Genomic DNA, 24,405 nt, shown 5'->3' on the forward strand with positions numbered 1-24,405 from the left:
ACCGACCAAGGGGCGAGGACCGATGGACCAGCAGCCGCCAGCAGGCCAGGACCCGTCTGCGGTCTCCGGCGGTCCTCCCACCTGCTACCGCCACCCCGGCCGGGAGACGGGCATCCGCTGCACCCGCTGCGAGCGGCCGATCTGCACCGAGTGCATGGTCAACGCGTCCGTCGGTTTCCAGTGCCCCAACTGTGTCCGTGAGGGCTCCGGCACCGGTCACCACCCGGCCGCGAACCAGCCCCGTACGCTCGCGGGCGGCACGGTGGCGGCGGACCCGCGGCTGATCACCAAGATCCTGCTCGGCATCAATGTCGCGGTCTTCATCGCGGTGTGGGGCAGGGAATGGCTGCTCGATGATCTGCTGCTGTTCGGCCGGGCATCTACTTCCGACGGGCTGGAGGGAGTCGCCGAGGGGCAGTCGTACCGGCTGGTGACCTCGATGTTCCTGCACCAGGAGGTGTGGCACATCGCGTTCAACATGCTGGGGCTGTGGTGGCTCGGCGGCCCGCTGGAAGCGGCTCTGGGGCGGGTCCGCTACCTGGCGCTCTATCTGCTCTCCGGGCTGGCGGGGAGTGCCCTCACCTACTTGATCGCCTCGCCCCAGCAGGGCTCGCTCGGTGCCTCGGGTGCGATCTTCGGTCTGCTGGGCGCCACGGTCGTCCTGATGCGCCGGATGAACTACGACATGCGTCCGGTCCTCGCGCTCCTCGCGCTGAACCTGCTCTTCACCTTCACCTGGGGCGGTATCGCCTGGGAAGCCCATGTCGGCGGCCTGATCGCGGGCATCCTGATCGCGATCGGCCTGGTGCACGCACCGCGGGAGCGCCGGAACCTGGTGCAGTACGGGACCTGTGCGCTGGTTCTGGTCGCGGTGATCGGTATCGTCCTCGCCCGGACTGCAGCGCTCACCTGAGCGGGTCCTCAGCAGTTTCGACCCTTCGGGCTCCGAGTTGTCCACAGAGCGTGCCGAATACTGTGCATCCCGTGGGGAACAGGTGTGCCCCTTGTCGCTGAGCTGGGTTTCTCCAGTCAGGACAAGGGGCGAACCCTCCCCGGATGGGGGAAGGTGCAGTCACACCGGCGTCAACTTCGACGTAGGTTATCCACAGATCGTCTGACCTTTTCCCCCACCTGTGGATAACTCTGTGGGTAACTCAGGGCAGGGCTTGCGGAAGCGGGGCTGATCCGGGTGGGACTACTTCCACTGCGTGGACACACCGAAGCCGCCGGCGATGAAGCCGAAGCCGACGACGATGTTCCAGTTGCCCAGTGCCTTGATGGGCAGGTCGCCCTCGGTCACGTAGAAGACGACGATCCAGGCCAGACCGATCAGGAACAGCGCCAGCATCACCGGCGCCACCCAACTGCGGTTGGTCAGCTTTATGTTCGTGGCCGTCTTCGCCGGAGGGGGCGTGAAATCGGCCTTCTTGCGGATACGTGACTTCGGCACGAGGAACTCTCCTGTCGATGCGCTGCGTGACCGCGCAGGGAACTGTGGCTGACGCCGGGGCTGGGCACGAGGGGGGAATGATGCCGCCCCCGGGCGTCCGTTAGCGTAGTGCTTCCGTGGCGCCTAAGGAGATAAGGGTACGTTGAGCAATTCTGCCGACTCTCCCGAAGGCCCGGTCCGGCACGCCTCGCGATGGCCGGTCCGGGGGCTCACCGCTGCCGTTTTCGCCCTGGCCGGACTGATCTTCGTCACCAGTGCCAACACGGCCAAGGGCACCAACATCCGTACCGACTCCTCGCTGCTGAAGCTCTCCGATCTCATCCAGCAGCGCAGCCAGAACAACGCCGAACTGAACGAATCGACCGCCGCGCTCCGCGAGGACATCGACACCCTGGCCCAGCGCGACGACGGCAGTACCAAGGCCGAGGACGCCAAGCTCAAGGCGCTGGAGAGGGCCGCGGGCACCACGAAGATCACCGGAGAAGCAGTCGGCGTCACGCTCGACGACGCCCCTCCGAACGCCACGGCCAACCCCGGATACCCCGAGCCGCAACCCAATGACCTGGTCATTCACCAGCAGGACCTCCAGGCCGTCGTCAACGCGCTCTGGCAGGGCGGAGCCCGCGGCATCCAGGTCATGGACCAGCGGCTGATCTCCACGAGCGCCGTCCGCTGCGTGGGCAACACCCTGATCCTCCAGGGCCGGGTCTACTCGCCGCCGTACAAGGTCACCGCGGTGGGAGACCCGGACAAGCTCAAGCAGGCGCTCAACGACTCCACGTCGATCCAGAACTACCAGCTGTACGTGAAGGCGTACGGACTGGGCTGGAAAGTCGACGAGGACGACCGAGTGACTCTTCCCGGCTACTCGGGCACAGTGGATCTCCACTACGCGAAGCCTGTGGAGTAATCCCCCGGGGAGGCCGGCCGGTGTCGGTGCGACTGATCGTCAGAAGTTTCAGCGAGCTGTGCATCACCGTCGGCGCCCTGATTGTTCTCTTCGTCCTCTACGTGCTGTTCTGGACGGGCGTGAAGGCGGCCGGAGCCACCGAGGGCGAGATCGACACGCTCCGGAGCCAGTGGGCGCAGGGCGCCGTCGCCGCACCGGCACCCGCACCGGCCCCCACCCCTGATCCGGCTCCCGATTCGGGGCCGTCGTCTCCGGCGTACCGGGACGGAAAGCCCTTCGCGATGATGTACATCCCCCGCTTCGGTACGGGCTGGGAGTGGCCCGTACTGGAGAACACGAAGGTCAGGACCTTGCAGAAAGGGCTCGGCCACTACGCGGGGACCGCGCGGCTCGGGGCGACCGGCAATTTCGCGGTGGCCGGCCACCGGCGGACGTACGGGGACCCGTTCAAGGACTTCCCCCGGCTGCGCCCCGGGGATGCGGTCGTGCTGACGGACGGGACGACCTGGTTCACGTACCGCATCGGCAAGAAGCCCTACCGGACCGTGCCGGGCGACACCGCGGTCATCGACCCCGTGCCCCGCAAGTCCGGTTTCGACGGCCCGGGCCGCTACCTCACGCTGACCACGTGCGAGCCCGAGTGGGGCAGCAGCCACCGGCTGATCGCCTGGGCCCATCTGGACGCCACCCAGCCTGTGACCGACGGCAGACCGGCGGCTTTCCACAGCTGACCCACGCCTGAGCCCGGGCCCTTTAGTCTGGGTGCTGTACCGAATGGAGGGGACAGTATGTACGGCTGGATCTGGCGGCATCTGCCGGGCAACGCGTGGGTGCGGGCAGTGATCTCGCTCGTGCTGACCCTGGCTGTTGTCTATGCGCTCTTCCAGTACGTCTTCCCCTGGGCGGAGCCGCTGCTTCCGTTCGGTGATGTCACGGTGGACGGCGAAGGCACCAGTGGAGCGGGGACCGGTCAGTGAGCGCACGCATTCTCGTCGTCGACAACTACGACAGTTTTGTCTTCAACCTCGTCCAGTACCTCTACCAGCTCGGCGCCGAGTGCGAGGTGCTGCGCAATGACGAGGTGACCACGGCACACGCCCAGGACGGCTTCGACGGAGTCCTGCTGTCGCCGGGGCCCGGCGCTCCCGAGCAGGCCGGGGTCTGCATCGACATGGTGCGCCACTGCGCCGACACGGGCGTTCCGGTCTTCGGTGTCTGCCTCGGGATGCAGTCGATGGCCGTCGCGTACGGCGGTGTGGTGGACCGCGCCCCGGAGCTGCTGCATGGCAAGACGTCCCCCGTGACCCACGAGGGCAAGGGCGTGTTCGCCGGGCTTCCGTCCCCCTTCACCGCCACGCGCTATCACTCGCTCGCGGCCGAACCGGACACGGTTCCGCCCGAGCTGGAGGTCACGGCGCGCACGGCGGACGGCATCATCATGGGACTGCGCCACCGTGAACTGGCGGTGGAGGGCGTGCAGTTCCACCCGGAGTCGGTGCTCACCGAACACGGCCACCTGATGCTCGCCAACTGGCTGGTGCAGTGCGGTGACACGGGGGCGGTGGCGAGGTCCGAAGGGCTCGCGCCGGTGGTGGGCAAGGCCGCCGCGTGAGTGGACTCCGCCCCGAACGAGGTGCCGGAGACGAAGGCCCGTACGCGCAGGGTGCGTACGAGGCCGATGGCACGTTCGTGGCGGCGATCGACCAGCTCGCGGACCCGCTGACGGACCCTTTGCCGGGTCAGCACGCCTCGCCCTGGTTCAGGGCGGGTAACGTCCCGGAAAGCGGGGCGGCGCCCCAGGCGCAACAGGCCCAACAGGGGCTCCAGCAGCCCCAGGAGGACCCGAAGGAGTGGTACGACCCCGAGGGCTACCAACGGGACTGGTACCGCCAACAGGAGCCGTTCCAGGGCCCTGCTCCCACTCCTGTCCCTGCTCCTGTTCCTGTTCCTGTTCCTGCTCCGGCCGATACGCGGCGGGCAGCGGCAGCCGGTGAGCCGTCGCACGTGGAGCCTGCGGACGCGGAGCCCGCGCCGCCGTCGGCAGTCGCTGCCGAACCTCGTACCGGAGGACGCGCCGAGCGCCGCAGGGCGGCGAAGGGGCGAGGCAGGCGCCGTACGGAAGCCACGGCCGAGGCAGAGCCGGAAGCGGCCCGGCCCGCCGCCGCCCCGATGTCACGCGTGGAGGCGCGAAGGGCGGCCCGCGCGGCCAAGGACAGCCCGGCCGTCGTCGCCAGCCGGGTTGCGGGCGAGGTGTTCATCTCGCTCGGCGTGCTGATGCTGCTGTTCGTCACGTACCAGCTCTGGTGGACCAACGTCCGCGCCGGCCTGATCGCCGGAAACGAGACGAACAAGATCCAGGACGAGTGGGCGAACGGGGAGCGCAAACCCGGTGTCTTCGAGCCGGGCCAGGGCTTCGCCATCATGCACATTCCGAAACTCGACGTCGTCGCGCCGATCGCCGAAGGCATCGACAAGGAGAAGGTCCTCGACCGCGGGATGGTCGGTCACTACGGCGAAGGCAAGCTGAAGACCGCGATGCCGTCGGCGAAGCAGGGCAACTTCTCGGTGGCGGGCCACCGGAACACCCATGGGGAACCGTTCCGCTACATCAACAAACTGCAGCCCGGTGACCCGATCGTCGTAGAGACGCAGGACACGTACTACACGTACGAGATGACGAGGACCCTTCCCCAGACGTCGCCCTCCAACGTCTCGGTGATCGCCCCCGTCCCTGTCGGTTCGGGGTTCACCGGGCCGGGCCGGTACCTGACCCTGACGACCTGTACGCCGGAATTCACGAGTACGTACCGATTGATCGTCTGGGGCAAGATGGTCGACGAACGGCCGCGCAGCAAGGGGAAGCCCGACGCGCTCGTGGGCTGAACATCATCACGACAGGGGCGGTGCGGTGGCAGCGAGGACCGAGCACGAAGTGCGGAACAGCAACTCCGCGCCTCCGGCACGCCGCGGCGGCCGTCACCCTGTCGCCACCGCCGTCAGCATTTTCGGTGAGCTGCTGATCACCGCGGGCCTGGTGCTCGGCCTCTTCGTCGTCTACTCGCTGTGGTGGACCAACGTCCTCGCCGACCGCGCGGCCGACAAGCAGGGCAACACGGTCCGCGACCACTGGGCCGAGGCACGTGGCCCCGGAGCCCTGGACACCAAGGACGGCATCGGCTTCCTGCACGTCCCCGCCATGAGGAACGGCGAGGTGCTGGTCAAGAAGGGCACCACCACCAAGTCCCTGAACGACGGCATCGCCGGCTACTACACGGACCCGGTGAAGTCGGCCCTTCCCTGGGACGAGCCGGGCAACTTCACGCTCGCGGCGCACCGGGACGGGCACGGCGCCAAGTTCCACAACATCGACAAGGTGAAGACGGGCGACTCGGTCGTCTTCGAGACCAAGAACACCTGGTACGTCTACAAGGTCTACAAGAAGCTCCCGGAGACCTCGAAGTACAACGTCGACGTGATCCAGCCGGTGCCGAAGGATTCGGGCGTGAAGAAGCCCGGCCGCTACATCACGCTGACGACCTGCACGCCGGTCTACACGTCGAAGTACCGCTACATCGTGTGGGGCGAGCTGGTGCGTACGGAGAAGGTCGACCGGGACCGGACCAAGCCGGTGGAGCTGCGCTGAGCCGGCCGGCCTTCTGACGCCGCGGTACCGCAAAGGGCCCCGTTCACCATGTCGGTGAACGGGGCCCTTTGATCGTGCGGGGTCGTGCGGGGTTACGTGGTCAGTTCCGGGTGCCGGAGAGGCCGCCGAAGAGGCCGCCGCCGTCGTCCCCGCCGCCACCGTCGACGGTGAAGAGGGTGACCGTGCTGCCCTTCGCCACCGGGGTGTTGGGTGCCGGGGTGCTGTTGGCCACGATGGCGTTCGGCTTGTCCACGGAGGCGGGAGCGAGCGTGACCACCAGGCCGAGGCCCTCCAGCTGGCCCTTCACGTCCTGGTACTTCTTGCCGTAGATGTCGGCCGGGATGGTGACCTGTTCCGGCTGCGGCGGGCCCTTGGAGACCTTCAGGACGATCTGGACGTCCTTGGCCTGCTTGCTGGGCCCGGTCGGGGTCTGCTCCATGACCGTGCCCACCGGCTCGTTCGAGTCGATCTCGGCCTTCGAGACGTTGACGAAGCCGAGGGCGTTGAGCTGGGCCAGTGCCGCGTCGTACGTACGGGTGCGGACGTCAGGCAGGTTGAACATCTGCTCCTTGGCCACGGTGATCGTGACCTCGGACTCCTTCTCGGCCTTCGAGCCGCCCGCGGGGTTCTGCTTGACGACCGTGTCCGGCGTCTGCTCGGACTCGACCGACTTGACGATCACCGAGAAGCCCTGGTCCTCCAGAGTCTTGCGGGCGTCGGCCTCGGTCTCGTCGGTGACGTCGGGGACCTCGACCTTCGGCGCTCCGGAGGAGACGACGACCGTGACAGTCTCGTTCTCCTCCATCTTGCCGGTCTCCGGCGACTGGCTGCAGATCTTGTCCTTCGCCTGGGCCTCGCAGGGTTCCTTGCCGCCGACCTTGAGGGTGACACCGGCGTTGTCCGCGAGTCGCTGCGCTTCCGGCACGGTCGAACCGACCATGTTCGGCACCTTGACCTGGCCGCTGTCGCCGCCGTTGGAACCGAAGACGGACTTGCCGATCAGGATGGCGCCGATCAGCACCAGAATGCCCGCGACGATCAGGAGGATCGTCGAGGTGTTGCTCTTCTTCTGGCGCCGCCGGCCGGGGCGGTCGTCGTATCCGTAGTCGTCGTCCGCGTTGACGGGCGGCAGCATGGATGTCTGCGCACTGTTCGGGTCGGCCTGGTGCAGGGCGGTCGTGGGCTGGTCCTGGTTGTAGCCGCCGTAACCGCCGTAGCCCGCCGCGCCCATCGCCGCCGTGGCCGCGACCGGCTGACCGTCGAGGCACGCCTCGATGTCGGCCCGCATCTCGTCGGCCGACTGGTAGCGGTAGTCGGGGTCCTTGGTGAGGGCCTTCAACACGATCGCGTCCATCTCGGGCGTGATCTCCGGGTCGAAGTTGCTCGGTGGCTGAGGCTCTTCCCGTACGTGCTGGTAGGCAACCGCGACAGGTGAGTCCCCGACGAACGGCGGCCGGACCGCGAGCAGCTCGTAGAGCAGGCAGCCCGTGGAGTACAGGTCGGAGCGCGCGTCGACCTGCTCGCCTCTGGCCTGCTCCGGGGAGAGGTACTGGGCGGTGCCGATGACGGCTGCGGTCTGGGTCATCGTCATGCCGGAGTCGCCCATGGCGCGGGCGATGCCGAAGTCCATGACCTTGACCTGACCGGTGCGCGTCAGCATGACGTTCGCCGGCTTGATGTCGCGGTGGACGATCTGGGCGCGGTGCGAGTACTCCAGCGCCTGGAGGATGCCCACCGTCATCTCGAGGGTGCGCTCGGGCAGCAGTCTGCGACCGGAGTGCAGCAGCTCCCTGAGCGTCGACCCGTCGACGTACTCCATCACGATGTACGGGATGGAGACCCCGTCGACGTAGTCCTCGCCGGTGTCGTAGACGGCGACGATCGCGGGGTGGTTGAGCGAGGCGGCGGACTGGGCCTCACGGCGGAACCGGGCCTGGAAGGACGGATCGCGGGCCAGATCGGCCCGGAGCGTCTTCACAGCAACGGTGCGGCCGAGCCGGGTGTCGTGCGCGAGGTATACCTCGGCCATGCCACCACGGCCGAGCACCGAGCCCAGCTCGTACCGGCCGCCGAGGCGACGCGGCTCTTCCATACGTTCCAGCCCTCTCCGTCAGTCCCGACCGCACCCGTGTGTGGTCCGGCGGTGCGCTGTTCGCGCATACGCTACCGGGCACGCGCTATGTGATCGGCCCGCCCCCGTCAGCTGATATCTGACCGGTATCCCAATGTGCTCGTATGACGGCCGCTGTGACGGTGATCACTTGTTGTCGATGACCGCCTTCATCACATTCCTGGCAATCGGGGCGGCCAGACCACCACCCGAGATGTCGTCCCGGTTGGCGTTGCCGTCCTCGACCACCACTGCCACGGCCACCGGGGAGCCACTGTCGGTCTTGGCGTACGAGATGAACCAGGCGTACGGCTTCTCGCTGTTGTTGAGACCGTGCTGGGCGGTACCGGTCTTGCCACCGACTGTGACGCCGTCGATCCGGGCATTGGTTCCCGTGCCGCTGTTGACGACGGTCTCCATCATCTGCTGGACCTTCTGGGCGTTCTCACCAGAGAGCGGCTGACCGAGCTGCTCCTTCTCGTGGGTGTAGATGACGTCCAGGTTGGGTGCCTGGCGCTCGGCGACCATGTACGGCTGCATGAGCTTGCCGTCGTTGGCGATCGCGGAGGCGACCATGGCCATCTGGAGCGGGGTGGTGCGGTTGGACGCCTGGCCGATGCCCGCCATCGCGTTCTGCGGCCGGTTGTCCTTGGGGTAGATGCTCGCGTCGGCGCGGACCGGAGTGAAGATCTCCTTGTTGAAGCCGAACTTCTCGGTCTGCTCGATCATCTTCTCGTTGCCGAGGTCGTCGCTCATCTTGCCGAAGACGGTGTTGCACGACCAGCGGAGCGCTTCCCGGAGGGACGCGTTCTCACACGGGATGTTGCCCTCGTTCTTCAGCGGGACGCTCGTCTGCGGCAGCGTCCAGGGAAGCGGGGACTCGGTCTTCGCGTCGATGTCGTCGTACAGACCGTTCTCCAGCGCCGCGGCGGCGGTGACGACCTTGAACGTGGAGCCGGGCGGGTAGGTCTCCCGCAGGGCCCGGTTGAGCATGGGCTTGTCTTTGTCCTTGAGGAGCTTCTGCCACGCCGCCGTGTCCTTGTCGGAGTTACCGGCGAAGGACGAGGGGTCGTACGAGGGTGTGCTCGCGAGGGCCAGGATGGCGCCGGTCTGCGGATCGATCGCGGCGACGGCGCCCTTCTTGTTGCCGAGCCCTTCGAAGGCGGCCTTCTGAGCGGCGCCGTTGAGCGTCGTGACGACGTTGCCGCCCTGCTTCTTCTCACCGGTGAACATCGACAGGGTCCGGTCGAAGAAGAGCTGGTCGTCGTTGCCGGTGAGGATGCCGTCCTCGATCTTCTCGAGCTGGGAGGCATCGAAGGCCTGCGAGGCGTATCCGGTGACGGGCGCCCACATGGGGCCGTCCTTCCAGTCACGCTTGTACATGAAGTCGCCGCTCGTCGTTTTGACGGAGCTGGTGACGGGATTCCCGTCGACGATGATGTTGCCGCGCTCGTGGGCGTACCGGTCGATACGTACGCGCCGGTTCTCATCACGCGCGTTGAGTTCGTCGGCGCGCACGTACTGGAGGTAGTTGGTCCGTACGAGCAGCGCCATGATCAGGACCCCGCAGAAGATCGCGATTCGTCGCAGGGGCTTGTTCACGGCCGGACCACCTGGGTCATTTCGGCGTCCGTGGAGGGGGCGGGCACCGGAGCGGGGCGGCGTGCGGTGTCGCTGATACGGATCAGGATGCCGATCAGCGCCCAGTTGGCGATCACGGACGAGCCACCGGCCGCGAGGAACGGCATGGTCATACCGGTCAGCGGGATGAGTCCCATGACGCCGCCGGCGACGACGAAGACCTGAATGGCGAAGGAGCCGGAGAGACCGACGGCGAGGAGCTTGCCGAACGGGTCGCGGGCAGCGAGCGCCGTGCGGACGCCTCGCTCCACGATCAGACCGTAGATGAGGAGGACGGCCATCATGCCGGCCAGCCCGAGCTCCTCGCCGACGGTGGCGAGGATGAAGTCGGAGTTGGCGGCAAAGCCGATCAGGTCGGAGTTGCCCTGGCCGAGGCCGGTACCGAGGGTGCCGCCCGAGCCGAAGGCCATGAGGGATTTCGCCATCTGCTCGCTCGCAGCCACCTTGCCCCAACCCGCGAACGGGTCGAGCCAAGCCTCGACGCGATCCTGGACGTGTGGTTCGAACGAGGCGACGCCGACGGCGCCGGCCGCGGACATCACGAGGCCGAAGACGATCCAGCTGGTGCGCTCGGTTGCGACGTACAACATGACGACGAACATGCCGAAGAACAGCAGGGAGGAACCGAGGTCGGTCTCGAAGACGAGGATCAGGATCGAGAAGGCCCAGACCATGAGGATCGGTCCGAGGTCACGGCCTCGCGGCAGGTAGAGCCCCATGAAGCGGCGGCTGGCCAGAGCAAGGGCGTCGCGCTTGACCATGAGGTAGCCGGCGAAGAAGACCGTGATGATGATCTTGGCGAACTCGCCAGGCTGGATTGTGCCGACGCCGGGGATCTTGATCCAGATCTTGGCACCGTTCACGGCTGGGAAGAACATCGGCAGGATCAGCAGGAACAGCGCCACGACCATGGAGATGTACGTGTAGCGCTGGAGGAGCCGGTGGTCCTTGAGCGCCACCAGAACGACCACCAGCAGCCCCACGCCGACTGCGGAGAACAGCAGCTGCTTGGAGGCAGCGGCGACGAAGGTGCTCTCGGCCTGGAAGCGTACGGACTGGTCCAGGCGCCAGATGAGTGCCAGTCCCAGACCGTTCAGCAGCGTGGCCAGCGGTAGCAGCAGCGGGTCCGAGTACGGGGCGAACTTACGGACCGCCAAGTGGGCCACGCCGCCGAGCAGGGCGAGCCCGATTCCGTATCCGAGCATGCCGGAGGGCAGTTCGCCGTTGAGCGCGAGGCCCACGTTGGCGTAGGCGAACACCGAGATGACGACGGCGAAAACGACAAGCGCCAGCTCGGTGTTGCGGCGGCTCGGTGCGTCGATCGCGCCGATGGTGGTCGTGTTGGTGACAACGCTCATGTGCTGAGGCCCCCTACGGCTTACTGCTTACCGCACTGCGGGACCAGCTTTTTCTCTTCCTCCGAGAGGCTGGGGCCGGGAGTGGGAGTCGCTGCGGTCGGCTTGGTCCCCGTGGTGGAGGACGTGGCGGAAGTCTTGTCTGCGGGAGCACCGGCGGTGCCCCCTGCCTGGCCCTCGCCGGTGCGGGCGTCGGCCTCGGCCTCGGCTGCGCGGCGCTGGGCGTCCTTCTTGCATGCGGATGCCTGGGCGGCGAGTTCGCCGACCTTCTTGCGGGCGTCGGCGAGGCTGCCCTCGGCGATGGTCGCCTCGACCTGCTTGCGCTGGTAGGGCGGGAGGTACTTGAGTTCGATCTCGGGGTGGTCCTTCTCGACCTTCGAGAGCGACACCCAGGCAAGGTCCTGGCTGATGCCGCGGTACAGCGCGACGTTCTCGTCCTTCGCGCCCACGTAGTACTGCGTCTGCGTCCAGCGGTAGCCGGCGTACAGACCGCCGCCGATGACGGCGAGCGCCAGGACGACGTACAGGGACCGCTTCAGCCACTTACGGCCGCCGCGCGGCTTGGTGAAGTCGTCGTCGGTGTACGAGCCGAAGGCGCCGTCCGGCGCTCCGCCGTAGCCGTTGTCGTCGCCGCTGCCGGGCGGGCCGAAGCCGCCGGCGGGCGGCGGGACGGGGCGGCCGAGTCCGGCCGCGCGTCCCGCCGGGGTCTGCATGGCCCCGCCGTCGTTGTGCTGGGCGGCCTGGTTCTCGGCGACCGCTCCGACGATGACCGGGGTGTCGTTGAGCTGACCGGCCAGGGTGTCGTTGCTGTCGACGTCCAGGACGTCGGCCACGATGCAGGTGATGTTGTCGGGGCCGCCGCCGCGCAGAGCCAGCTGGATGAGGTCCTGGATGGTCTCCTGGGGCCCCTGGTAGCTGGCCAGGGTCTCTTCCATCGTCTGGTGGGAGACGACGCCGGAAAGCCCGTCGGAACAGATCAGATAGCGGTCGCCGGCCCGGACCTCACGGATGGAGAGGTCGGGTTCGACGTGGTCGCCGCTGCCCAGCGCCCGCATCAGCAGGGAGCGCTGCGGGTGGGTGGTGGCCTCTTCCTCGGTGATCCGGCCCTCGTCGACGAGACGCTGCACCCAGGTGTGGTCCTGGGTGATCTGCGTCAGCACACCGTCGCGCAGAAGATAGGCGCGGGAGTCGCCGACGTGGACGAGGCCGAGGCGCTGACCTGTCCAGAGCAGGGCGGTGAGCGTGGTGCCCATGCCCTCCAGCTGGGGGTCCTCCTCGACCATCAGACGCAGCTGGTCATTGGCCCGCTGGACCGCTGTGCCGAGCGAGGTCAGGATGTCGGAGCCCGGCACGTCGTCGTCGAGCTGGACGAGCGTGGAGATCACCTCTGAGCTGGCGACCTCTCCGGCCGCCTGGCCGCCCATGCCGTCGGCGATGGCGAGAAGGCGGGGGCCGGCGTAGCCGGAGTCCTCGTTGCCTTCCCGGATCATGCCCTTGTGCGATCCGGCGGCGAAGCGCAGGGACAAGCTCATGCGCACCTCGCCCGTCGGTTCGGGGTACAGCCGGTCTCGAGCCACACTGCCCACCCTCCGGTCGGGAGCCGGGCCGGGTCCGTCGTAAGGACCGCCGCGGCTCGCTCGCTCCGCTCGCTCATTTTCGTACTACTTCCGCAGCTCGATGACGGTCTTGCCGATGCGGATCGGCGCGCCCAGCGGAACAGGCGTCGGGGTGGTGAGTCGGGTCCGGTCGAGATACGTGCCATTGGTGGACCCGAGATCCTCGACGATCCACTGGCCGTCACGGTCCGGGTAGATCCTGGCATGCCTGCTGGACGCGTAGTCGTCGTCCAGCACGATCGTTGAGTCGTGCGCCCGTCCCAGGGTGATGGTCTGGCCCTGGAGCGCCACCGTAGTACCGGTGAGGGTGCCTTCGGAGACGACCAGTTTGGTGGGTGCCCCGCGGCGCTGGCGCCCGGGTTGCTGGCGCTGCTGCGGTGGAGCAGCAGCAGCGGATGGTTGGCGCCCCTGCTGCGGGCGTGCGTCGGCGGCAGTGCGGCGTGAGCCGCGCTGCGTGACGCGTGTTCCGAACAGGTCGCTTCTGATGACCTGAACGGCCACGATGACGAACAGCCACAGAACGGCCAGGAAACCTAGCCGCATGACCGTCAGGGTCAGCTCTGACATTGCCCCCGCTTCACCCTTCGGCTTGCCGGTAAACGATGGTGGTGCTGCCCACGACGATCCGCGAGCCGTCGCGGAGCGTAGCGCGGGTGGTGTGCTGCCCGTCTACCACGATGCCGTTGGTAGACCCGAGATCCTGGATCGTCGAGGGCGTTCCGGTCCGGATCTCACAGTGCCGGCGCGATACGCCGGGATCGTCGATCCGCACGTCGGCGTCGGTGCTTCGTCCCATCACCAACGTCGGGCGGGAGATCTGATGGCGGGTGCCATTGATCTCGATCCAGCGCCGTACCTGTGCGTCCGGCAGGGGGCCGGGTGCGGTCGGAGGGCGCCGGTCGGTCGAGGGGCCGCCGGGGCGCCCGGCGCCCGGCGGCGGGGCCGCGGGCATGGGCGGAGCGGCGGTCGGGGGGTAACCGTAACCGCCTGGGCCCTGCGGGGCGGCGGGCCGCCCGGGGCCGGGCCGGTTCGGCTGTGCGTGCTGGGCAGGGCCGGCCTGCTGTCCGGGCTGGCCCTGCTGTGACGAACTCGACGCGAGCGTCCGGCTGCGGACACGGTAGAGCCCGGTGTCGAGGTCGTCGGCCTTCTCCAGGTGGACCTTGATCGGGCCCATGAAGGTGTAGCGCTGCTGCTTGGCGTAGTCCCGTACGAGGCCGGACAGCTCGTCGCCGAGCTGGCCGGAGTACGGGCTGAGCCGCTCGTAGTCGGGTGTGCTCAGCTCGACGATGAAGTCGTTGGGGACGACGGTCCGCTCGCGGTTCCAGATCGTGGCGTTGTTGTCGCACTCGCGCTGGAGGGCGCCCGCGATCTCGACGGGCTGGACCTCTGACTTGAAGACCTTGGCGAAGGTGCCATTGACCAGACCTTCGAGACGCTGCTCGAAACGCTTCATGACTCCCATGGGGCACCTCCTCCGGTGTCGTCATCCCTGTACTGCCTACTGATCGTATCCACGCGTCGGGAAATCGGCTGGTTCCCCTTGTCTGCCCAGTGGATGAGTGTCACCCCTCACACGGATCGTAGAGGTGGCCTCCTCACAGTGTCCCGCACTCGGGGTGCGGTCAGGAGGAGTGGGGGGCGCAGGCTCCGCGTTCCCGCTTCCCCTCAGGTGTTCGCCAAAACAACGGATGTGAATCCACCCAGTCCATCGTGCTAATCTTCCGGATGTCGCCAGGCGCTCACACCAAACGGTGAGAGAGTCTCAAAACAACACTCATGCGCGAGTGGCGGAACGGCAGACGCGCTGGCTTCAGGTGCCAGTGTCCTTAGGGACGTGGGGGTTCAAATCCCCCCTCGCGCACAACGGAGCGCCGATGGTTGGTGCTTGGTAGTAACGCAGAAACGGTCGTCATCGGAATCACGATGGCGGCCGTTTCGTCGTTGTGCGGACGTGGTTGTTCAGCTGCGTGTTCCGCGGTTTGTTGCGCGGTTTGTCGCAGTGGTTTGTTTCACGTGAAACGCCCGGTTTGAGCCGGGCAGGCGGCTACTGAGCCGCTGTCTCGCCGGCGGAGTTGTAGCGCAGCAGATACTGCGCGAACTGGGAGAGATCTTCCGCTGTCCAGTCGCCGAGGCGTTGACGGTAGGCGGCCCGGCGGCTGGATTTCGTCGATGCGAGGGCCTGTATTCCGGCCTCGGTGGGGTGCAGTACCTGGATGCGGTGATCGGCGGGGTCCGAATGGCGCTCGACCAGGCCCAGCTTTTCCAGGGCTCCGATCTGCCTGCTGACGGTCGACTTGTCGAGCATGTAGTGCGCGGCCAGATCGGCGGCTCGGCAACCGTGCTGTTCGTCGATATGGGCCAGCAGTGTGTACGAGACCAGCGGTAGTTCCGGGTGCAGCCGCGCGGCCGCCGATCGTGCGCGGCGCGCGAAGGCGGTCAGTTCACGCTGAATGACGTCCAGCGACTCTTCGCGTTCCCCGGGTGTGTCTGTCACTGATCTGCCTTTCGCGCTTCTCGCTGGTGCGCCTTTGTCGAATTTCAGTTGTATAGTACAACGGAACTTGAAGTTGTAAAAGCCAACTACTGGAGCTGTTCTCGATGTCCGCAGGCCCGACCAACGCCTCCGGCTCCCCGGCCGCCGCGCTGCGCCATGTCCTCAGTCATCTCCTTACGCCGCTGCTGATGTGTGTGGGCATGGGCTTCGCCTACCTGGGGGCCTTCCACGCCCCGGCACCGCACGACATGAGGGTGGATGTGGTCGGCTCGGGACCGAGCGCCCAGGTGCTCGCGCAGACGCTGCAGGACAAGGGCGACGGCGCACTGAGCGTGCGTACGGTGGCCGACCGCGCAACCGCCGTGGACCACCTGAGCACGCAGGCGAGTTACGGGGCGTACCTGCCGGGGAAGAGCCCTGAGCTCCTCGTGGCCACCGCCTCGTCGGACACCAGCGCCATGGTGGTGGAGAAGGTCTTCACCAAGGTGGCGGCCGAGCAGGGGGCGCCGCTCACGGTCACGGACGTGGTGCCGTCGGCGGACGGGGACGCGACGGGGCAGGGCATTTTCTTCCTGCTGGTCGTACTGAGCATCGGCTCGTACGCGTCGGTCGCGGTGATCGGCGGCGCGGGTGCGGCGCTGGCGCTGTGGATCAGGGCCGCGCTGGCGGTCGGTGCCTCGCTCGTAGTGAGCGTGATCGGCATGGCGCTCGCCGGGCCGGTCTTCGGCCTCGTGGACCACGGGCTCGGTGGGCTCTGGGCGATGGCCTGGCTCTACTCGGCGGGCATTCTGCTGATCGGTGTCGGACTGCACACCTTCCTCAAGCGCTGGACGACGCTCGGCCTGATGGTGCTGTTCGTCATGCTCAACTTCACCAGTTCCGGCGGCATCTTCCGGCCCGAGGTGCAGCCCGGGTTCTTCGGTGCGCTTCACTCGTTCTGGAACGGCGCGGGCTTCGTCGAGGGCGTGCGCAGTCATGTGTACTTCGGTGGCCATGGGCTGGGCGGTCACCTGCTGGTTCTCACGCTGTGGTTCGTGGCGGGGCTGGCCCTCATGGGTGTGGCCGGGTGGGCGGAGGCGCAGCGGCGCCGGGTTGTCGCGGTGCCGGGCCCTGGGACTGCCGAAGGGGCGCGGTCGGAAGCAGGGTCGGAGACGCGGTCGGAGGCGCAGTCGGACGCGCGGGCGACCGATGCCGAGGCCGAGGAGGAGATGGAGGAGACCGTCGGCGTCTGACCGGCGGTGATCGTGGCCCTTGTCGATGTTGTCCACAGGGTGATGCGTGACTTGTCCACAGGGTCGGACGCTTGTCGGCGAACGGCGGTACCGTCATCGGGAATTGATGGCGGACGGCCGGGAGACGGGGGAGGCGGCGTTCCATGGGTGAGATCGATACGACTGCACTGGGGCAGCGGAGTGGGGCGGGTGCCGCGCGCATTCCGGTCGTGCCCGGGTTCGCGCGGCGCGCGGCACTGGGCTCGCCGGCCGCAGCGGGAGCCAACGGTTCGCTGAAGGCGGCGGGCAAGGCGCTGAGAGCCGAGGTGGCGCGGTCCGCGCACAGCTCACTGGTCCTTCCTCCCGGCCGGCCCGACGCCGTGCAGGCGGTCGAGGAGTCGAACCGGGGCCGCGTGCCCGGGTTGACGCCGATAAGGGTGGGGCGGATGGCGGCCACTCCGTTCGCCTTCATGCGCGGCTCGGCGGGACTGATGGCCCACGACCTCATGGGTACGCCGGTCACCGGGGTGGGTGCGCAGATCTGCGGGGACGCACATGCGGCCAATTTCGGTCTGTACGGCGATGCGCGGGGAAATCTCGTCATCGACCTGAACGACTTCGACGAGACGGTCTTCGGCCCGTGGGAGTGGGACCTCAAGCGGCTCGCCACCTCTCTGGTGCTCGCGGGCCGCGAGGCCGGTGCCGACGAGGCCACCTGCCGAAAGGGTGCGTACGACACCGTGGGTGCGTACCGGCGGACGATGCGGCTGCTGGCCGGACTTCCGGCGCTCGACGCGTGGAACGCGATCGCGGATGAGGAGCTCGTCTCGCACACGGACGCGCGGGACCTCGTCGGGACGCTGGAGCGGGTCTCGGAGAAGGCGCGCAACAACACGAGCGCCCGTTTCGCCGCCAGGTCCACGGAGGACTCGGGGGACGGCGGGCGCCGGTTCATCGACGCTCCGCCGGTGCTGCGCCGGGTGCCGGACGAGGAGGCGGCGGCGGTCGCTGCGGGGCTCGGTGGCTATCTGAGCACGGTCTCCGAGGACCGGGTGCCGCTGCTGGCGCGGTACGCCATCCACGATGTGGCGTTCCGGGTGGTCGGCACGGGAAGCGTCGGGACGCGGTCCTACGTGGTGCTGCTGCTCGATCACCGGGGCGAGCCGTTGGTGCTTCAGGTGAAGGAGGCCAGGCCTTCCGCGCTGGCGCCCTATCTTCCGGAGGTCGGTTTCGATGTGGCCGAGATCGCGCATGAAGGTCGCCGGGTGGTGCTCGGGCAGAAGCGGATGCAGGTCGTCAGCGACATATTGCTCGGCTGGGCGGAGGTCGACGGGCGGCCGTTCCAGGTCCGTCAGTTCAGGAACCGCAAGGGCAGCGTGGACCCGGCGGCGCTCGTGGCCGACCAGGTCGACGACTACGGGCGGATGACCGGTGCGCTGCTGGCGCGCGCCCACGCGCACAGTGCGGACCCCCGTCTGCTGGCGGCCTACTGCGGCAAGAACACCGAGCTGGACGAGGCGATGGCCTCCTTCGCCGTGACGTATGCCGACCGGACGGAAGCGGATCACGCCGAGCTGGTGCGGGCGGTCGCGGCGGGGCGAATAGCCGCCGAACTCGGCGTTTGACGAAGATCCCGGCGGCTGCGGGTCCTCGGGGTGCCGGTCCTGGCCATACGCTGGACGGGTGACCCACGAAGCCGCCGGGGTGCCAACCACCCGGAACGACGATGACCGGCAGGACAACGACCGGCAGGACGAACCGTCCGCTGCCCAGGGCGAGCCGCAGGGCGGCCGGCCCGAAGACGCGGAGGGTGCGGCGCCTCGTCCGGAGGAGCGGCTTGCCAAGGCGGTGCGGGTGGCCGAGCAGGCGTTGATCGAGTTCGAGATCGCGGTGGAGACCTTCCGGGTGGAGGTCGAGAACTTCTCCCGGCTGCACCACCAGAAGCTCGGCCCGATGTACGCGCGGCTCGACGAGCTGGATGCGCTGATCGCGGAAGCCCGTGCGTCCCGGACCGGGGATCCGGAGGATGTGCGCAAGGCCCAGGAGGCGCGGGCGATCGTCATGCCGATGCCGGGGGTCGAGGAGCTGTTCCACGACTGGATGGACTCCGACGGTCTGTCCCCCGAGGCTGCGGCGATGCTCACCGAGCAGCCCGTCCGGCCGCCCAAGCGGGTCAGGCCCAGCGAGGAGGCCCGCAAGCTCTACCGCGAACTGGCACGCAAGGCGCATCCGGACCTGGCGCCGGACGAGAAGGAGCGGGAGCGCCGCGACGAGTTCATCACCCGCGTGAACGCCGCCTACGGGCGCGGGGACGAGGCGCTGCTGAGGGAGCTGGTCCAGGAATGGGAGGCGGGGCCGGTCGCACCCGAGGCCCGGTTCAGCGAGAGCGAAGAGCTGTACTCACGGCTGGAGTGGCTCAGCCGGCGCAAGGAATTGCTGACGGTTCTGGCTCAGGAGCTGGAGCAGAGCGCCATCGGATCGATGCTGCGCATGGCGCCGGACGATCCGGACCGGTTGCTGGAGGACATCGGCGAGAAGCTGTTGGCTGAGGTTTCTCAGCGTGAGGCCGAGCTGGCGGACCTGGTGCAGTAGCGTTCCGGGTATCCCTGCCGCGTACGTACGAGAGAAGGCATGACCCATGAATTTCGCCCCGCTGCCCTCGGTGGATGTTGCGGCGGTGCCGTCGGAAGGCTTCGTGCTGGACGTCCGGGAGGACGACGAGTGGGCGGCCGGGCATGTCGAGGGCGCGCTGCACATCCCCATGAGTGACTTCGTGGGCCGCTTCGGCGAGCTGACCGAGGCGGCGGAGGACGGACGGCGTGTCCACGTGATGTGCCGGGTCGGCGGCCGGTCGGCCCAGGTGACGCAGTACCTGGTCCAGCAAGGCATCGACGCGGTGAACATCGACGGCGGTATGCAGGCCTGGGACGGTGCCGGGCGGCCGATGGTCGCGGACGGCGCGAGCCCGGCCTTCGTCCTCTGAGAGATCAGCCGAGGGGATGGGCGGCCAGCAGGTCGCCCAGTGCCTCCTCGTGGGCTGCTGCCGGTCCCAGCGAGAGCTCGATCTGCTTTGCCCAGGCGTGGAAGCGGTGCAGGGGGTAGTCGGTGTCGGCGCCGATGCCGCCGTGCAGGTGCTGTGCCGTCTGCACGACGCGGCGTACGCCTTCCGATGCCCAGATCTTCGCCACGGCGATGTCCCCGGCGGCGGGCAGGGCTCCGTCGGCTCCGGTGGACAGCCGCCAGGCCGCCTGCCAGAGGGTCACTTCCATGGCCCGCAGATCGATGTACCGGTCAGCGGTCTGTACGGCGACGGCCTGGAACGTGGCCACGGGAAAGCCGAACTGTTCCCGCTTGCCCGTGTACGCGCTCGTCATGGCAAGCACGCTCTCGCCCAGACCGAGTGCCAGAGCACAGGTCCCGGTCGTGAGGAGGTTGCGCAGCCATTCCCAGGCGCCCTCGGCTTCGATCAGCTCACGGTCGTCGATGCGGACCGCGTCCAGCCTGACCTCGGCAAAACGCTCGCCACTGGTGGACACCTGCTCGGCGAGATGGACGCCGTCGTGCGTACGGCGGACCAGGGCGAGGACCGCTTGTCCCTCAGCCGTGTGGGCAGGCACCGCGATCCAGTCCGCGCACTGAGCCCACGGCACCGCTGACTGCACCCCGTCGAGCACCCATCCCGCCCCGGCCGTGGCTTCGGCTGCGGTCCCGGTGTCACTCTGCGGGGCTCTGCGGGCCGCGACGGAGAGCTCTGCCGGGTCGTGGCCGGTGCGGCCGTTGGCGCCGACGGTGAGGACCAGCTCGCCCCGGCCGAACTTCGGCAGCAGCTCCGCCGCCAGAGCGCGGTCGCCGTACCGCTGAAGGGTCATGGCGACCGCGCAGGCCTCCAGCAGGGGCACCCGGGCCAGCACCCTGGCCGACTCGCGCAGCACCAGGCAGAGCGCGACCAGGTCGAGCCCGGCCCCGCCGTGTTCCGGAGCCAGCGTCAGGCTCAGCAGATCGGTGCGGGCGAGCCCGGCCCAGAGCGGCCGGTCCATGTCCTCGGCCACCGCCCCCGGGGTCAGGGCGGGGCTGGGGACACCGTCGGGTGCGACCCCGGCGAAGACCGACGTTGCCGCCTCGACGGCTGCCTGCTGTTCCTCGGTGAAGGTGAAGTCCACTGTCCCGGCCTCCCGCGAACCGTAGTGTCCCTGAACCGCTGGGCCCGCAACCGGACCTGACGGTTCGTCAAGATAGAACAGGTTCTAGGAGAAGGGAACAGGGCGAACAGGGCGGTGCTCACGCACCGGGGCGGTCACACCGGGGCAGTCACACCACGACTGTCAGCGGTCGAAGTCGAGCTCCACCTCCGGGGTGACCGGGTGCGACTGGCAGGCCAGGACGAAGCCGGCCTCGGTCTCCTCCGGCTCCAGCGCGAAGTTGCGGTCCATCCGCACCTCACCCGATACGAGGAACGCGCGGCACGTGCCGCACACCCCGCCCTTGCACGCGTACGGGGCGTCCGACCGGCTGCGCAGCACCGTCTCCAGAAGCGATTCCGCGTCCTGCACCGGCCAGCTCCCCGAGCGGCCGTGGAGAGTCGCGGTGAGGGTGCTGTCCGTGGGCACCTCGATCCGGGTGGCGGGGGCCGGACTGTCCTCGACGTGGAAGATCTCCTGGTGGATACGGGAACGGTCGACGCCCAGCTCCCGCAGCGCCTTGTCCGCACCCTGCACCAGGCCCAGCGGCCCACAGAGGAACCAGCCGTCCACGTCCGGGACGGACAGCAGGGCCGGCAGCAGGCCGGTCAGCCGCTCCCGGTCCAGGCGGCCCGACGGAAGACCGGCTGCCTGCTCCTCCCGCGAGAGGGCGGTGACCAGCTGGAAGCGGCCCGGGTAGCGGTCCTTGAGGTCGGCCACCTCGTCGAGGAACATCGTCGAGGCCGCGGTCCGGTCGCTGCGGATCAGACAGAACCGGGCCAGGGGTTCGCGGGCCAGCAGCGTCGACGCGATGGACAGCACCGGCGTGATGCCGCTGCCACCGACGATCGCGGCGAAGAAGCCCGGCCGCGGCCGGAGCACGAAGCGGCCCATCGGGGGCATCGCCTCAACCTGGTCACCGACGGCCAGTTCCTTGAGGGCGTACGTGGAGAACGCCCCTCCGTCGACCATGCGGATACCCACTCGCAGCACCGGGTCGGCCGGCGCCTCGACGGCGGGCGCGCAGATCGAGTACGACCGGCGGATCTCCTGGCCGTCGAGGGCGTAGCGCACGTTGAGGTGCTGACCCGGGGTGTGGCGAAAGGTCTCGCGCAGTTCGGGCGGCACGGCGAAGGTGACAGCCACCGCATCGTCCGTGATCCGTTCGATCGCGCTGACCCGGAGCGGATGGAACATCTACAACTCCTTGAAGTGGTCGAACGGCTCGCGGCAGGCCACGCAGCGGCGCAGCGCCTTGCACGCGGTGGAGGAGAAGCGGCTGAGCAGCTCGGTGTCGGTCGAACCGCAGTGCGGGCAGCGCACCGCCAAGGTCAGGGGCACCGGCCCGCCCGTGCCGCCCTGGGGGCGCGGGGGTGCGATACCGAACTCCGAGAGCTTGCGCCGCCCCTCGTCGCTGATGTCGTCCGTCGACCAGGCGGGGGCGAGAACGGTGACCACCGAGACGTCCTTCATTCCGTGGTCGTGCAGGACCTGCTCGATGTCGGCGGACATGGTCTCGATCGCCGGGCAGCCCGTGTACGTCGGGGTGAGCTGCACCGTGACGCTGTCCGGGCCGTCCACCCGGACGCTGCGCAGCACGCCGAGCTCCTGCAGGGTCAGTACGGGAAGCTCGGGGTCGGGAACGGCGCCCGCGAGCCTGTGCAGTTCCGCTTCCAGCCGGGTCTCGGTCACCATGACGCCCCCGGGTGGCTGCGGTGCAGGTGCTGCATCTCGGCGATCATCCTGCCGAAGGGCTCGGTGTGCAGTCCCTGCCGTCCGGCCCCGGCCTGCCACGCCCCCGACTGCGGTCCTGCCGGGACGGTGAGGGTGGCCCGTTCCACCACGTCTGTGACGGCGGCCAGCCAGCCGGCCCGGAGCGCCTGCCAGTCGATGCCGATGCCCTCGACGGGCTGGAAGAGCTCGCCGGTGAAGCGCCACAGGGTGTCGAGACCGCTCTGCATGCGCTCGTGGCTCTCTGCCGTCCCGTCGCCGAGGCGCAGGGCCCACTGCTCGGCATGGTCGCGGTGGTAGGCGACCTCCTTGACCGCCTTCGCCGCGAGGTCCGCGAACTCGCCGTCCCCGGCCGCCAGGCGCTCGTACAGCAGGTGCTGGTAGACGGAGAAGTAGAGCTGCCGGGCGATGGTGTGGGCGAAGTCGCCGTTCGGCTGCTCTACCAGCTGGACGTTGCGGAAGGCCCGCTCCTCGCGGAGATAGGCGAGTTCGTCCTCGTCGCCGACGAGGGAGAGCAGCACGCGGGCCTGACCCAGCAGGTCCAGGGCGATGTTGGCGAGCGCCACTTCTTCTTCCAGTACGGGGGCGTGGCCTGCCCACTCTCCCAGCCGGTGCGAGAGCACCAGCGCGTCGTCGCCGAGGGCGAGGGCCGCGGTCACAGGTGCTTCACCCCTTCCGGGATCTCGTAGAACGTGGGGTGCCGGTAGGGCTTGTCGCCGGCCGGTTCGAAGAACGAGTCCTTCTCGTCCGGCGAGGAGGCCGTGATCGCCGTCGACGGCACCACCCAGATTGAGACACCCTCGGAGCGGCGGGTGTACAGGTCGCGTGCGTTGCGCAGGGCCATTTCGGCGTCCGGGGCGTGCAGGCTGCCTGCGTGGGTGTGGGACAGTCCGCGCCGTGAGCGCACGAACACCTCCCACAGCGGCCAGTCGGTCGAGCTGCTCATGCCGTTGCCTCCCCGGGCTGTGTGGCCGTTCCGGTGGGCCCGGGCCGTCCTGTGGTGTGTTTCGTGGCGTAGGCCGCCGCCGCGTCGCGGACCCAGGCGCCCTCTTCGTGAGCTGTGCGCCGCTGGGTGAGGCGCTGCTCATTGCAGGGCCCGTTGCCCTTGAGGACCTCCTGGAACTCCGTCCAGTCGATGTCGCCGAAGTCGTGCCGGCCCAGCTCCTCGTTCCACCGGATGTCAGGGTCGGGGAGGGCGAGCCCGAGCGCTTCGGCCTGGGGGACGCAGATGTCCACGAAGCGTCGGCGCAGCTCGTCGTTGGAGTGCCGCTTGATCTTCCAGGCCATCGACTGCTCGGAGTGCGCCGATGCGTCGTCCGGCGGGCCGAACATCATCAGGGACGGCCACCACCAGCGGTTCACCGCGTCCTGGGCCATCTCGTGCTGGGCCGGGGTCCCGCGACTGAGGGCGAGCAGCAGCTCGTACCCCTGCCGCTGGTGGAAGGACTCCTCCTTGCAGATCCGGACCATCGCGCGGGCGTACGGGCCGTAGGAGCAGCGGCAGAGCGGCACCTGGTTGGTGATCGCGGCGCCGTCCACCAGCCAGCCGATCGCGCCGACATCCGCCCAGGTCAGCGTCGGATAGTTGAAGATCGACGAATACCGCTGGCGCCCGGCGTGGAGCTTGTCGAGCAGCTCCTCGCGGCTCGTGCCCAGGGTCTCGGCGGCGCTGTAGAGATACAGCCCGTGTCCCGCCTCGTCCTGGACCTTGGCCATCAGGATCGCCTTGCGGCGCAGCGAGGGCGCGCGCGTGATCCAGTTGGCCTCGGGCTGCATGCCAATGATTTCCGAGTGTGCGTGCTGGGCCATCTGGCGGACCAGCGAGGCCCGGTACGCCTCCGGCATCCAGTCGCGCGGCTCGATTCGGTCGTCCGCCGCCACCGCGGCGTCGAACGCCGCGGTGCGGGCCGCGTCCCCTGCCGCGTCCTGCGCCGTTTCCGCTGCGCCTGCCGCCCTGTGCTTCTGCTGGTCCGCAGTCACTGCCGCCATCCCGGGCTCCCTACCGACCGATCGTTCGGTTCAATGACTTCAATGGTGAGTCGGCGGCCCGTAGGGTGTCAACCCTG

The 24,405-nt window shown here is 68.5% G+C and carries 25 protein-coding genes and 1 tRNA gene; 12 read left to right on the forward strand and 14 right to left on the reverse strand.

What is annotated here, in order from left to right:
- Positions 1 to 22: 22 nt before the first annotated feature.
- The gene (locus ACFT7S_RS02600) at positions 23 to 913 is read left to right on the forward strand and encodes a rhomboid family intramembrane serine protease (protein WP_382725953.1); all 891 of its coding nucleotides are present in this window, start codon (positions 23 to 25) and stop codon (positions 911 to 913) included.
- 282 nt (positions 914 to 1,195) lie between these two features.
- On the opposite strand, the gene crgA is transcribed toward ACFT7S_RS02600, so the two are convergent.
- Positions 1,196 to 1,450, reverse strand: a complete 255-nt coding sequence (gene crgA, locus ACFT7S_RS02605) for a cell division protein CrgA (RefSeq protein ID WP_362844815.1) — start codon at positions 1,448 to 1,450, stop codon at positions 1,196 to 1,198.
- Positions 1,451 to 1,592: 142 nt separating this feature from the next.
- On the opposite strand from crgA, the gene ACFT7S_RS02610 reads away from it, so the two are divergent.
- The 6 genes from ACFT7S_RS02610 to ACFT7S_RS02635 are packed head-to-tail and all read left to right on the forward strand — an operon-like array spanning position 1,593 to position 6,003.
- Positions 1,593 to 2,360: a DUF881 domain-containing protein gene (locus ACFT7S_RS02610; RefSeq protein WP_382725956.1), complete on the forward strand. Its 768-nt coding sequence runs from the start codon at positions 1,593 to 1,595 to the stop codon at positions 2,358 to 2,360.
- 20 nt (positions 2,361 to 2,380) lie between these two features.
- On the forward strand, positions 2,381 to 3,091 hold the full coding sequence (locus tag ACFT7S_RS02615) for a class E sortase (protein WP_382725958.1): 711 nt from the start codon (positions 2,381 to 2,383) through the stop codon (positions 3,089 to 3,091).
- Between the two features lie 57 nt (positions 3,092 to 3,148).
- A complete protein-coding gene (locus ACFT7S_RS02620) occupies positions 3,149 to 3,337 on the forward strand; it encodes a hypothetical protein (RefSeq protein WP_382725961.1) in 189 nt (62 codons plus the stop codon).
- The gene (locus ACFT7S_RS02625; RefSeq protein ID WP_382725963.1) at positions 3,334 to 3,972 is read left to right on the forward strand and encodes an aminodeoxychorismate/anthranilate synthase component II; all 639 of its coding nucleotides are present in this window, start codon (positions 3,334 to 3,336) and stop codon (positions 3,970 to 3,972) included. The genes ACFT7S_RS02620 and ACFT7S_RS02625 overlap by 4 nt, the downstream gene beginning before the upstream one ends.
- A complete protein-coding gene (locus ACFT7S_RS02630) occupies positions 3,969 to 5,243 on the forward strand; it encodes a class E sortase (protein WP_382725966.1) in 1,275 nt (424 codons plus the stop codon). Before ACFT7S_RS02625 ends, ACFT7S_RS02630 begins: the two co-directional genes overlap by 4 nt.
- 25 nt (positions 5,244 to 5,268) lie before the next feature.
- On the forward strand, positions 5,269 to 6,003 hold the full coding sequence (locus tag ACFT7S_RS02635) for a class E sortase (RefSeq protein ID WP_382725968.1): 735 nt from the start codon (positions 5,269 to 5,271) through the stop codon (positions 6,001 to 6,003).
- A gap of 100 nt (positions 6,004 to 6,103) precedes the next feature.
- Here ACFT7S_RS02635 and pknB read toward each other — a convergent pair whose 3' ends face one another.
- From pknB to ACFT7S_RS02665, 6 genes are all read right to left on the reverse strand, one after another.
- Complete coding sequence (pknB, locus tag ACFT7S_RS02640) at positions 6,104 to 8,095, reverse strand: Stk1 family PASTA domain-containing Ser/Thr kinase (protein ID WP_382725971.1); 1,992 nt, start codon at positions 8,093 to 8,095, stop codon at positions 6,104 to 6,106.
- A gap of 165 nt (positions 8,096 to 8,260) precedes the next feature.
- Positions 8,261 to 9,715 (reverse strand): peptidoglycan D,D-transpeptidase FtsI family protein, encoded by a 1,455-nt coding sequence (locus ACFT7S_RS02645; protein WP_382725974.1) that lies wholly within the window; start codon positions 9,713 to 9,715, stop codon positions 8,261 to 8,263.
- Entirely contained in the window at positions 9,712 to 11,112 is a 1,401-nt protein-coding gene (locus ACFT7S_RS02650) for an FtsW/RodA/SpoVE family cell cycle protein (RefSeq protein WP_382725977.1), read from the reverse strand. Before ACFT7S_RS02650 ends, ACFT7S_RS02645 begins: the two co-directional genes overlap by 4 nt.
- Positions 11,113 to 11,132: 20 nt before the next feature.
- The gene (locus ACFT7S_RS02655) at positions 11,133 to 12,641 is read right to left on the reverse strand and encodes a PP2C family protein-serine/threonine phosphatase (protein WP_382725979.1); all 1,509 of its coding nucleotides are present in this window, start codon (positions 12,639 to 12,641) and stop codon (positions 11,133 to 11,135) included.
- Positions 12,642 to 12,770: 129 nt separating this feature from the next.
- Complete coding sequence (locus tag ACFT7S_RS02660; RefSeq protein WP_382725982.1) at positions 12,771 to 13,292, reverse strand: FHA domain-containing protein; 522 nt, start codon at positions 13,290 to 13,292, stop codon at positions 12,771 to 12,773.
- A gap of 10 nt (positions 13,293 to 13,302) precedes the next feature.
- Entirely contained in the window at positions 13,303 to 14,187 is an 885-nt protein-coding gene (locus tag ACFT7S_RS02665) for an FhaA domain-containing protein (protein WP_382725985.1), read from the reverse strand.
- 316 nt (positions 14,188 to 14,503) lie between these two features.
- Between ACFT7S_RS02665 and ACFT7S_RS02670 the strand changes: the two genes are divergently transcribed.
- Positions 14,504 to 14,586: transfer RNA gene (locus tag ACFT7S_RS02670), tRNA-Leu, on the forward strand.
- Positions 14,587 to 14,769: 183 nt separating this feature from the next.
- On the opposite strand, the gene ACFT7S_RS02675 is transcribed toward ACFT7S_RS02670, so the two are convergent.
- Positions 14,770 to 15,219, reverse strand: coding sequence for a MarR family winged helix-turn-helix transcriptional regulator (locus ACFT7S_RS02675; protein ID WP_382725987.1), 450 nt, complete (start codon positions 15,217 to 15,219; stop codon positions 14,770 to 14,772).
- Positions 15,220 to 15,323: 104 nt separating this feature from the next.
- Here ACFT7S_RS02675 and ACFT7S_RS02680 point away from each other — a divergent pair, with 104 nt between their 5' ends.
- The 4 genes from ACFT7S_RS02680 (at position 15,324) to ACFT7S_RS02695 (ending at position 19,413) form a co-directional block, all read left to right on the forward strand.
- A complete protein-coding gene (locus ACFT7S_RS02680) occupies positions 15,324 to 16,451 on the forward strand; it encodes a hypothetical protein (protein WP_382725990.1) in 1,128 nt (375 codons plus the stop codon).
- A gap of 143 nt (positions 16,452 to 16,594) precedes the next feature.
- A complete protein-coding gene (locus tag ACFT7S_RS02685) occupies positions 16,595 to 18,055 on the forward strand; it encodes a DUF2252 domain-containing protein (RefSeq protein ID WP_382725992.1) in 1,461 nt (486 codons plus the stop codon).
- Positions 18,056 to 18,113: 58 nt separating this feature from the next.
- Entirely contained in the window at positions 18,114 to 19,022 is a 909-nt protein-coding gene (locus ACFT7S_RS02690; protein WP_382725995.1) for a J domain-containing protein, read from the forward strand.
- Between the two features lie 46 nt (positions 19,023 to 19,068).
- On the forward strand, positions 19,069 to 19,413 hold the full coding sequence (locus ACFT7S_RS02695; protein ID WP_382725997.1) for a rhodanese-like domain-containing protein: 345 nt from the start codon (positions 19,069 to 19,071) through the stop codon (positions 19,411 to 19,413).
- Positions 19,414 to 19,417: 4 nt separating this feature from the next.
- Here the strand turns inward: ACFT7S_RS02695 and ACFT7S_RS02700 are convergent, their stop codons facing one another.
- From ACFT7S_RS02700 to paaA, 6 genes are all read right to left on the reverse strand, one after another.
- Positions 19,418 to 20,590 (reverse strand): acyl-CoA dehydrogenase family protein, encoded by a 1,173-nt coding sequence (locus ACFT7S_RS02700; RefSeq protein WP_382725999.1) that lies wholly within the window; start codon positions 20,588 to 20,590, stop codon positions 19,418 to 19,420.
- Positions 20,591 to 20,752: 162 nt separating this feature from the next.
- Positions 20,753 to 21,805, reverse strand: coding sequence for a 2Fe-2S iron-sulfur cluster-binding protein (locus tag ACFT7S_RS02705; protein WP_382726001.1), 1,053 nt, complete (start codon positions 21,803 to 21,805; stop codon positions 20,753 to 20,755).
- Complete coding sequence (gene paaD / locus ACFT7S_RS02710; RefSeq protein WP_382726004.1) at positions 21,806 to 22,303, reverse strand: 1,2-phenylacetyl-CoA epoxidase subunit PaaD; 498 nt, start codon at positions 22,301 to 22,303, stop codon at positions 21,806 to 21,808.
- Positions 22,297 to 22,998 (reverse strand): 1,2-phenylacetyl-CoA epoxidase subunit PaaC, encoded by a 702-nt coding sequence (paaC, locus tag ACFT7S_RS02715; RefSeq protein ID WP_382726007.1) that lies wholly within the window; start codon positions 22,996 to 22,998, stop codon positions 22,297 to 22,299. The genes paaD and paaC overlap by 7 nt, the downstream gene beginning before the upstream one ends.
- Positions 22,995 to 23,285 carry a 1,2-phenylacetyl-CoA epoxidase subunit PaaB gene (gene paaB / locus ACFT7S_RS02720; RefSeq protein ID WP_382726010.1) on the reverse strand — a complete coding sequence of 97 codons (291 nt, stop codon included), beginning with the start codon at positions 23,283 to 23,285 and terminating at the stop codon, positions 22,995 to 22,997. Before paaB ends, paaC begins: the two co-directional genes overlap by 4 nt.
- A complete protein-coding gene (paaA, locus tag ACFT7S_RS02725; protein WP_382726013.1) occupies positions 23,282 to 24,328 on the reverse strand; it encodes a 1,2-phenylacetyl-CoA epoxidase subunit PaaA in 1,047 nt (348 codons plus the stop codon). Before paaA ends, paaB begins: the two co-directional genes overlap by 4 nt.
- Positions 24,329 to 24,405: the final 77 nt, after the last annotated feature.

Origin of the sequence: Streptomyces sp. NPDC057136 (assembly GCF_042670885.1) — a bacterium.
Lineage (GTDB): Bacteria > Actinomycetota > Actinomycetes > Streptomycetales > Streptomycetaceae > Streptomyces.

Excerpts from the sequence above, each read along its gene's own strand:
- ACFT7S_RS02600 (WP_382725953.1), top strand. The coding sequence starts at position 23 with ATGGACCAGCAGCCGCCAGCAGGCCAGGACCCGTCTGCGGTCTCCGGC.
- ACFT7S_RS02620 (WP_382725961.1), top strand. The coding sequence starts at position 3,149 with ATGTACGGCTGGATCTGGCGGCATCTGCCGGGCAACGCGTGGGTGCGG.
- pknB (WP_382725971.1), bottom strand. The coding sequence starts at position 8,095 with ATGGAAGAGCCGCGTCGCCTCGGCGGCCGGTACGAGCTGGGCTCGGTG.
- ACFT7S_RS02650 (WP_382725977.1), bottom strand. The coding sequence starts at position 11,112 with ATGAGCGTTGTCACCAACACGACCACCATCGGCGCGATCGACGCACCG.
- ACFT7S_RS02655 (WP_382725979.1), bottom strand. The coding sequence starts at position 12,641 with ATGAGCTTGTCCCTGCGCTTCGCCGCCGGATCGCACAAGGGCATGATC.
- ACFT7S_RS02660 (WP_382725982.1), bottom strand. The coding sequence starts at position 13,292 with ATGTCAGAGCTGACCCTGACGGTCATGCGGCTAGGTTTCCTGGCCGTT.
- ACFT7S_RS02665 (WP_382725985.1), bottom strand. The coding sequence starts at position 14,187 with ATGGGAGTCATGAAGCGTTTCGAGCAGCGTCTCGAAGGTCTGGTCAAT.
- ACFT7S_RS02680 (WP_382725990.1), top strand. The coding sequence starts at position 15,324 with ATGTCCGCAGGCCCGACCAACGCCTCCGGCTCCCCGGCCGCCGCGCTG.
- ACFT7S_RS02685 (WP_382725992.1), top strand. The coding sequence starts at position 16,595 with ATGGGTGAGATCGATACGACTGCACTGGGGCAGCGGAGTGGGGCGGGT.
- ACFT7S_RS02695 (WP_382725997.1), top strand. The coding sequence starts at position 19,069 with ATGAATTTCGCCCCGCTGCCCTCGGTGGATGTTGCGGCGGTGCCGTCG.
- ACFT7S_RS02705 (WP_382726001.1), bottom strand. The coding sequence starts at position 21,805 with ATGTTCCATCCGCTCCGGGTCAGCGCGATCGAACGGATCACGGACGAT.
- paaD (WP_382726004.1), bottom strand. The coding sequence starts at position 22,303 with ATGGTGACCGAGACCCGGCTGGAAGCGGAACTGCACAGGCTCGCGGGC.
- paaB (WP_382726010.1), bottom strand. The coding sequence starts at position 23,285 with ATGAGCAGCTCGACCGACTGGCCGCTGTGGGAGGTGTTCGTGCGCTCA.
- paaA (WP_382726013.1), bottom strand. The coding sequence starts at position 24,328 with ATGGCGGCAGTGACTGCGGACCAGCAGAAGCACAGGGCGGCAGGCGCA.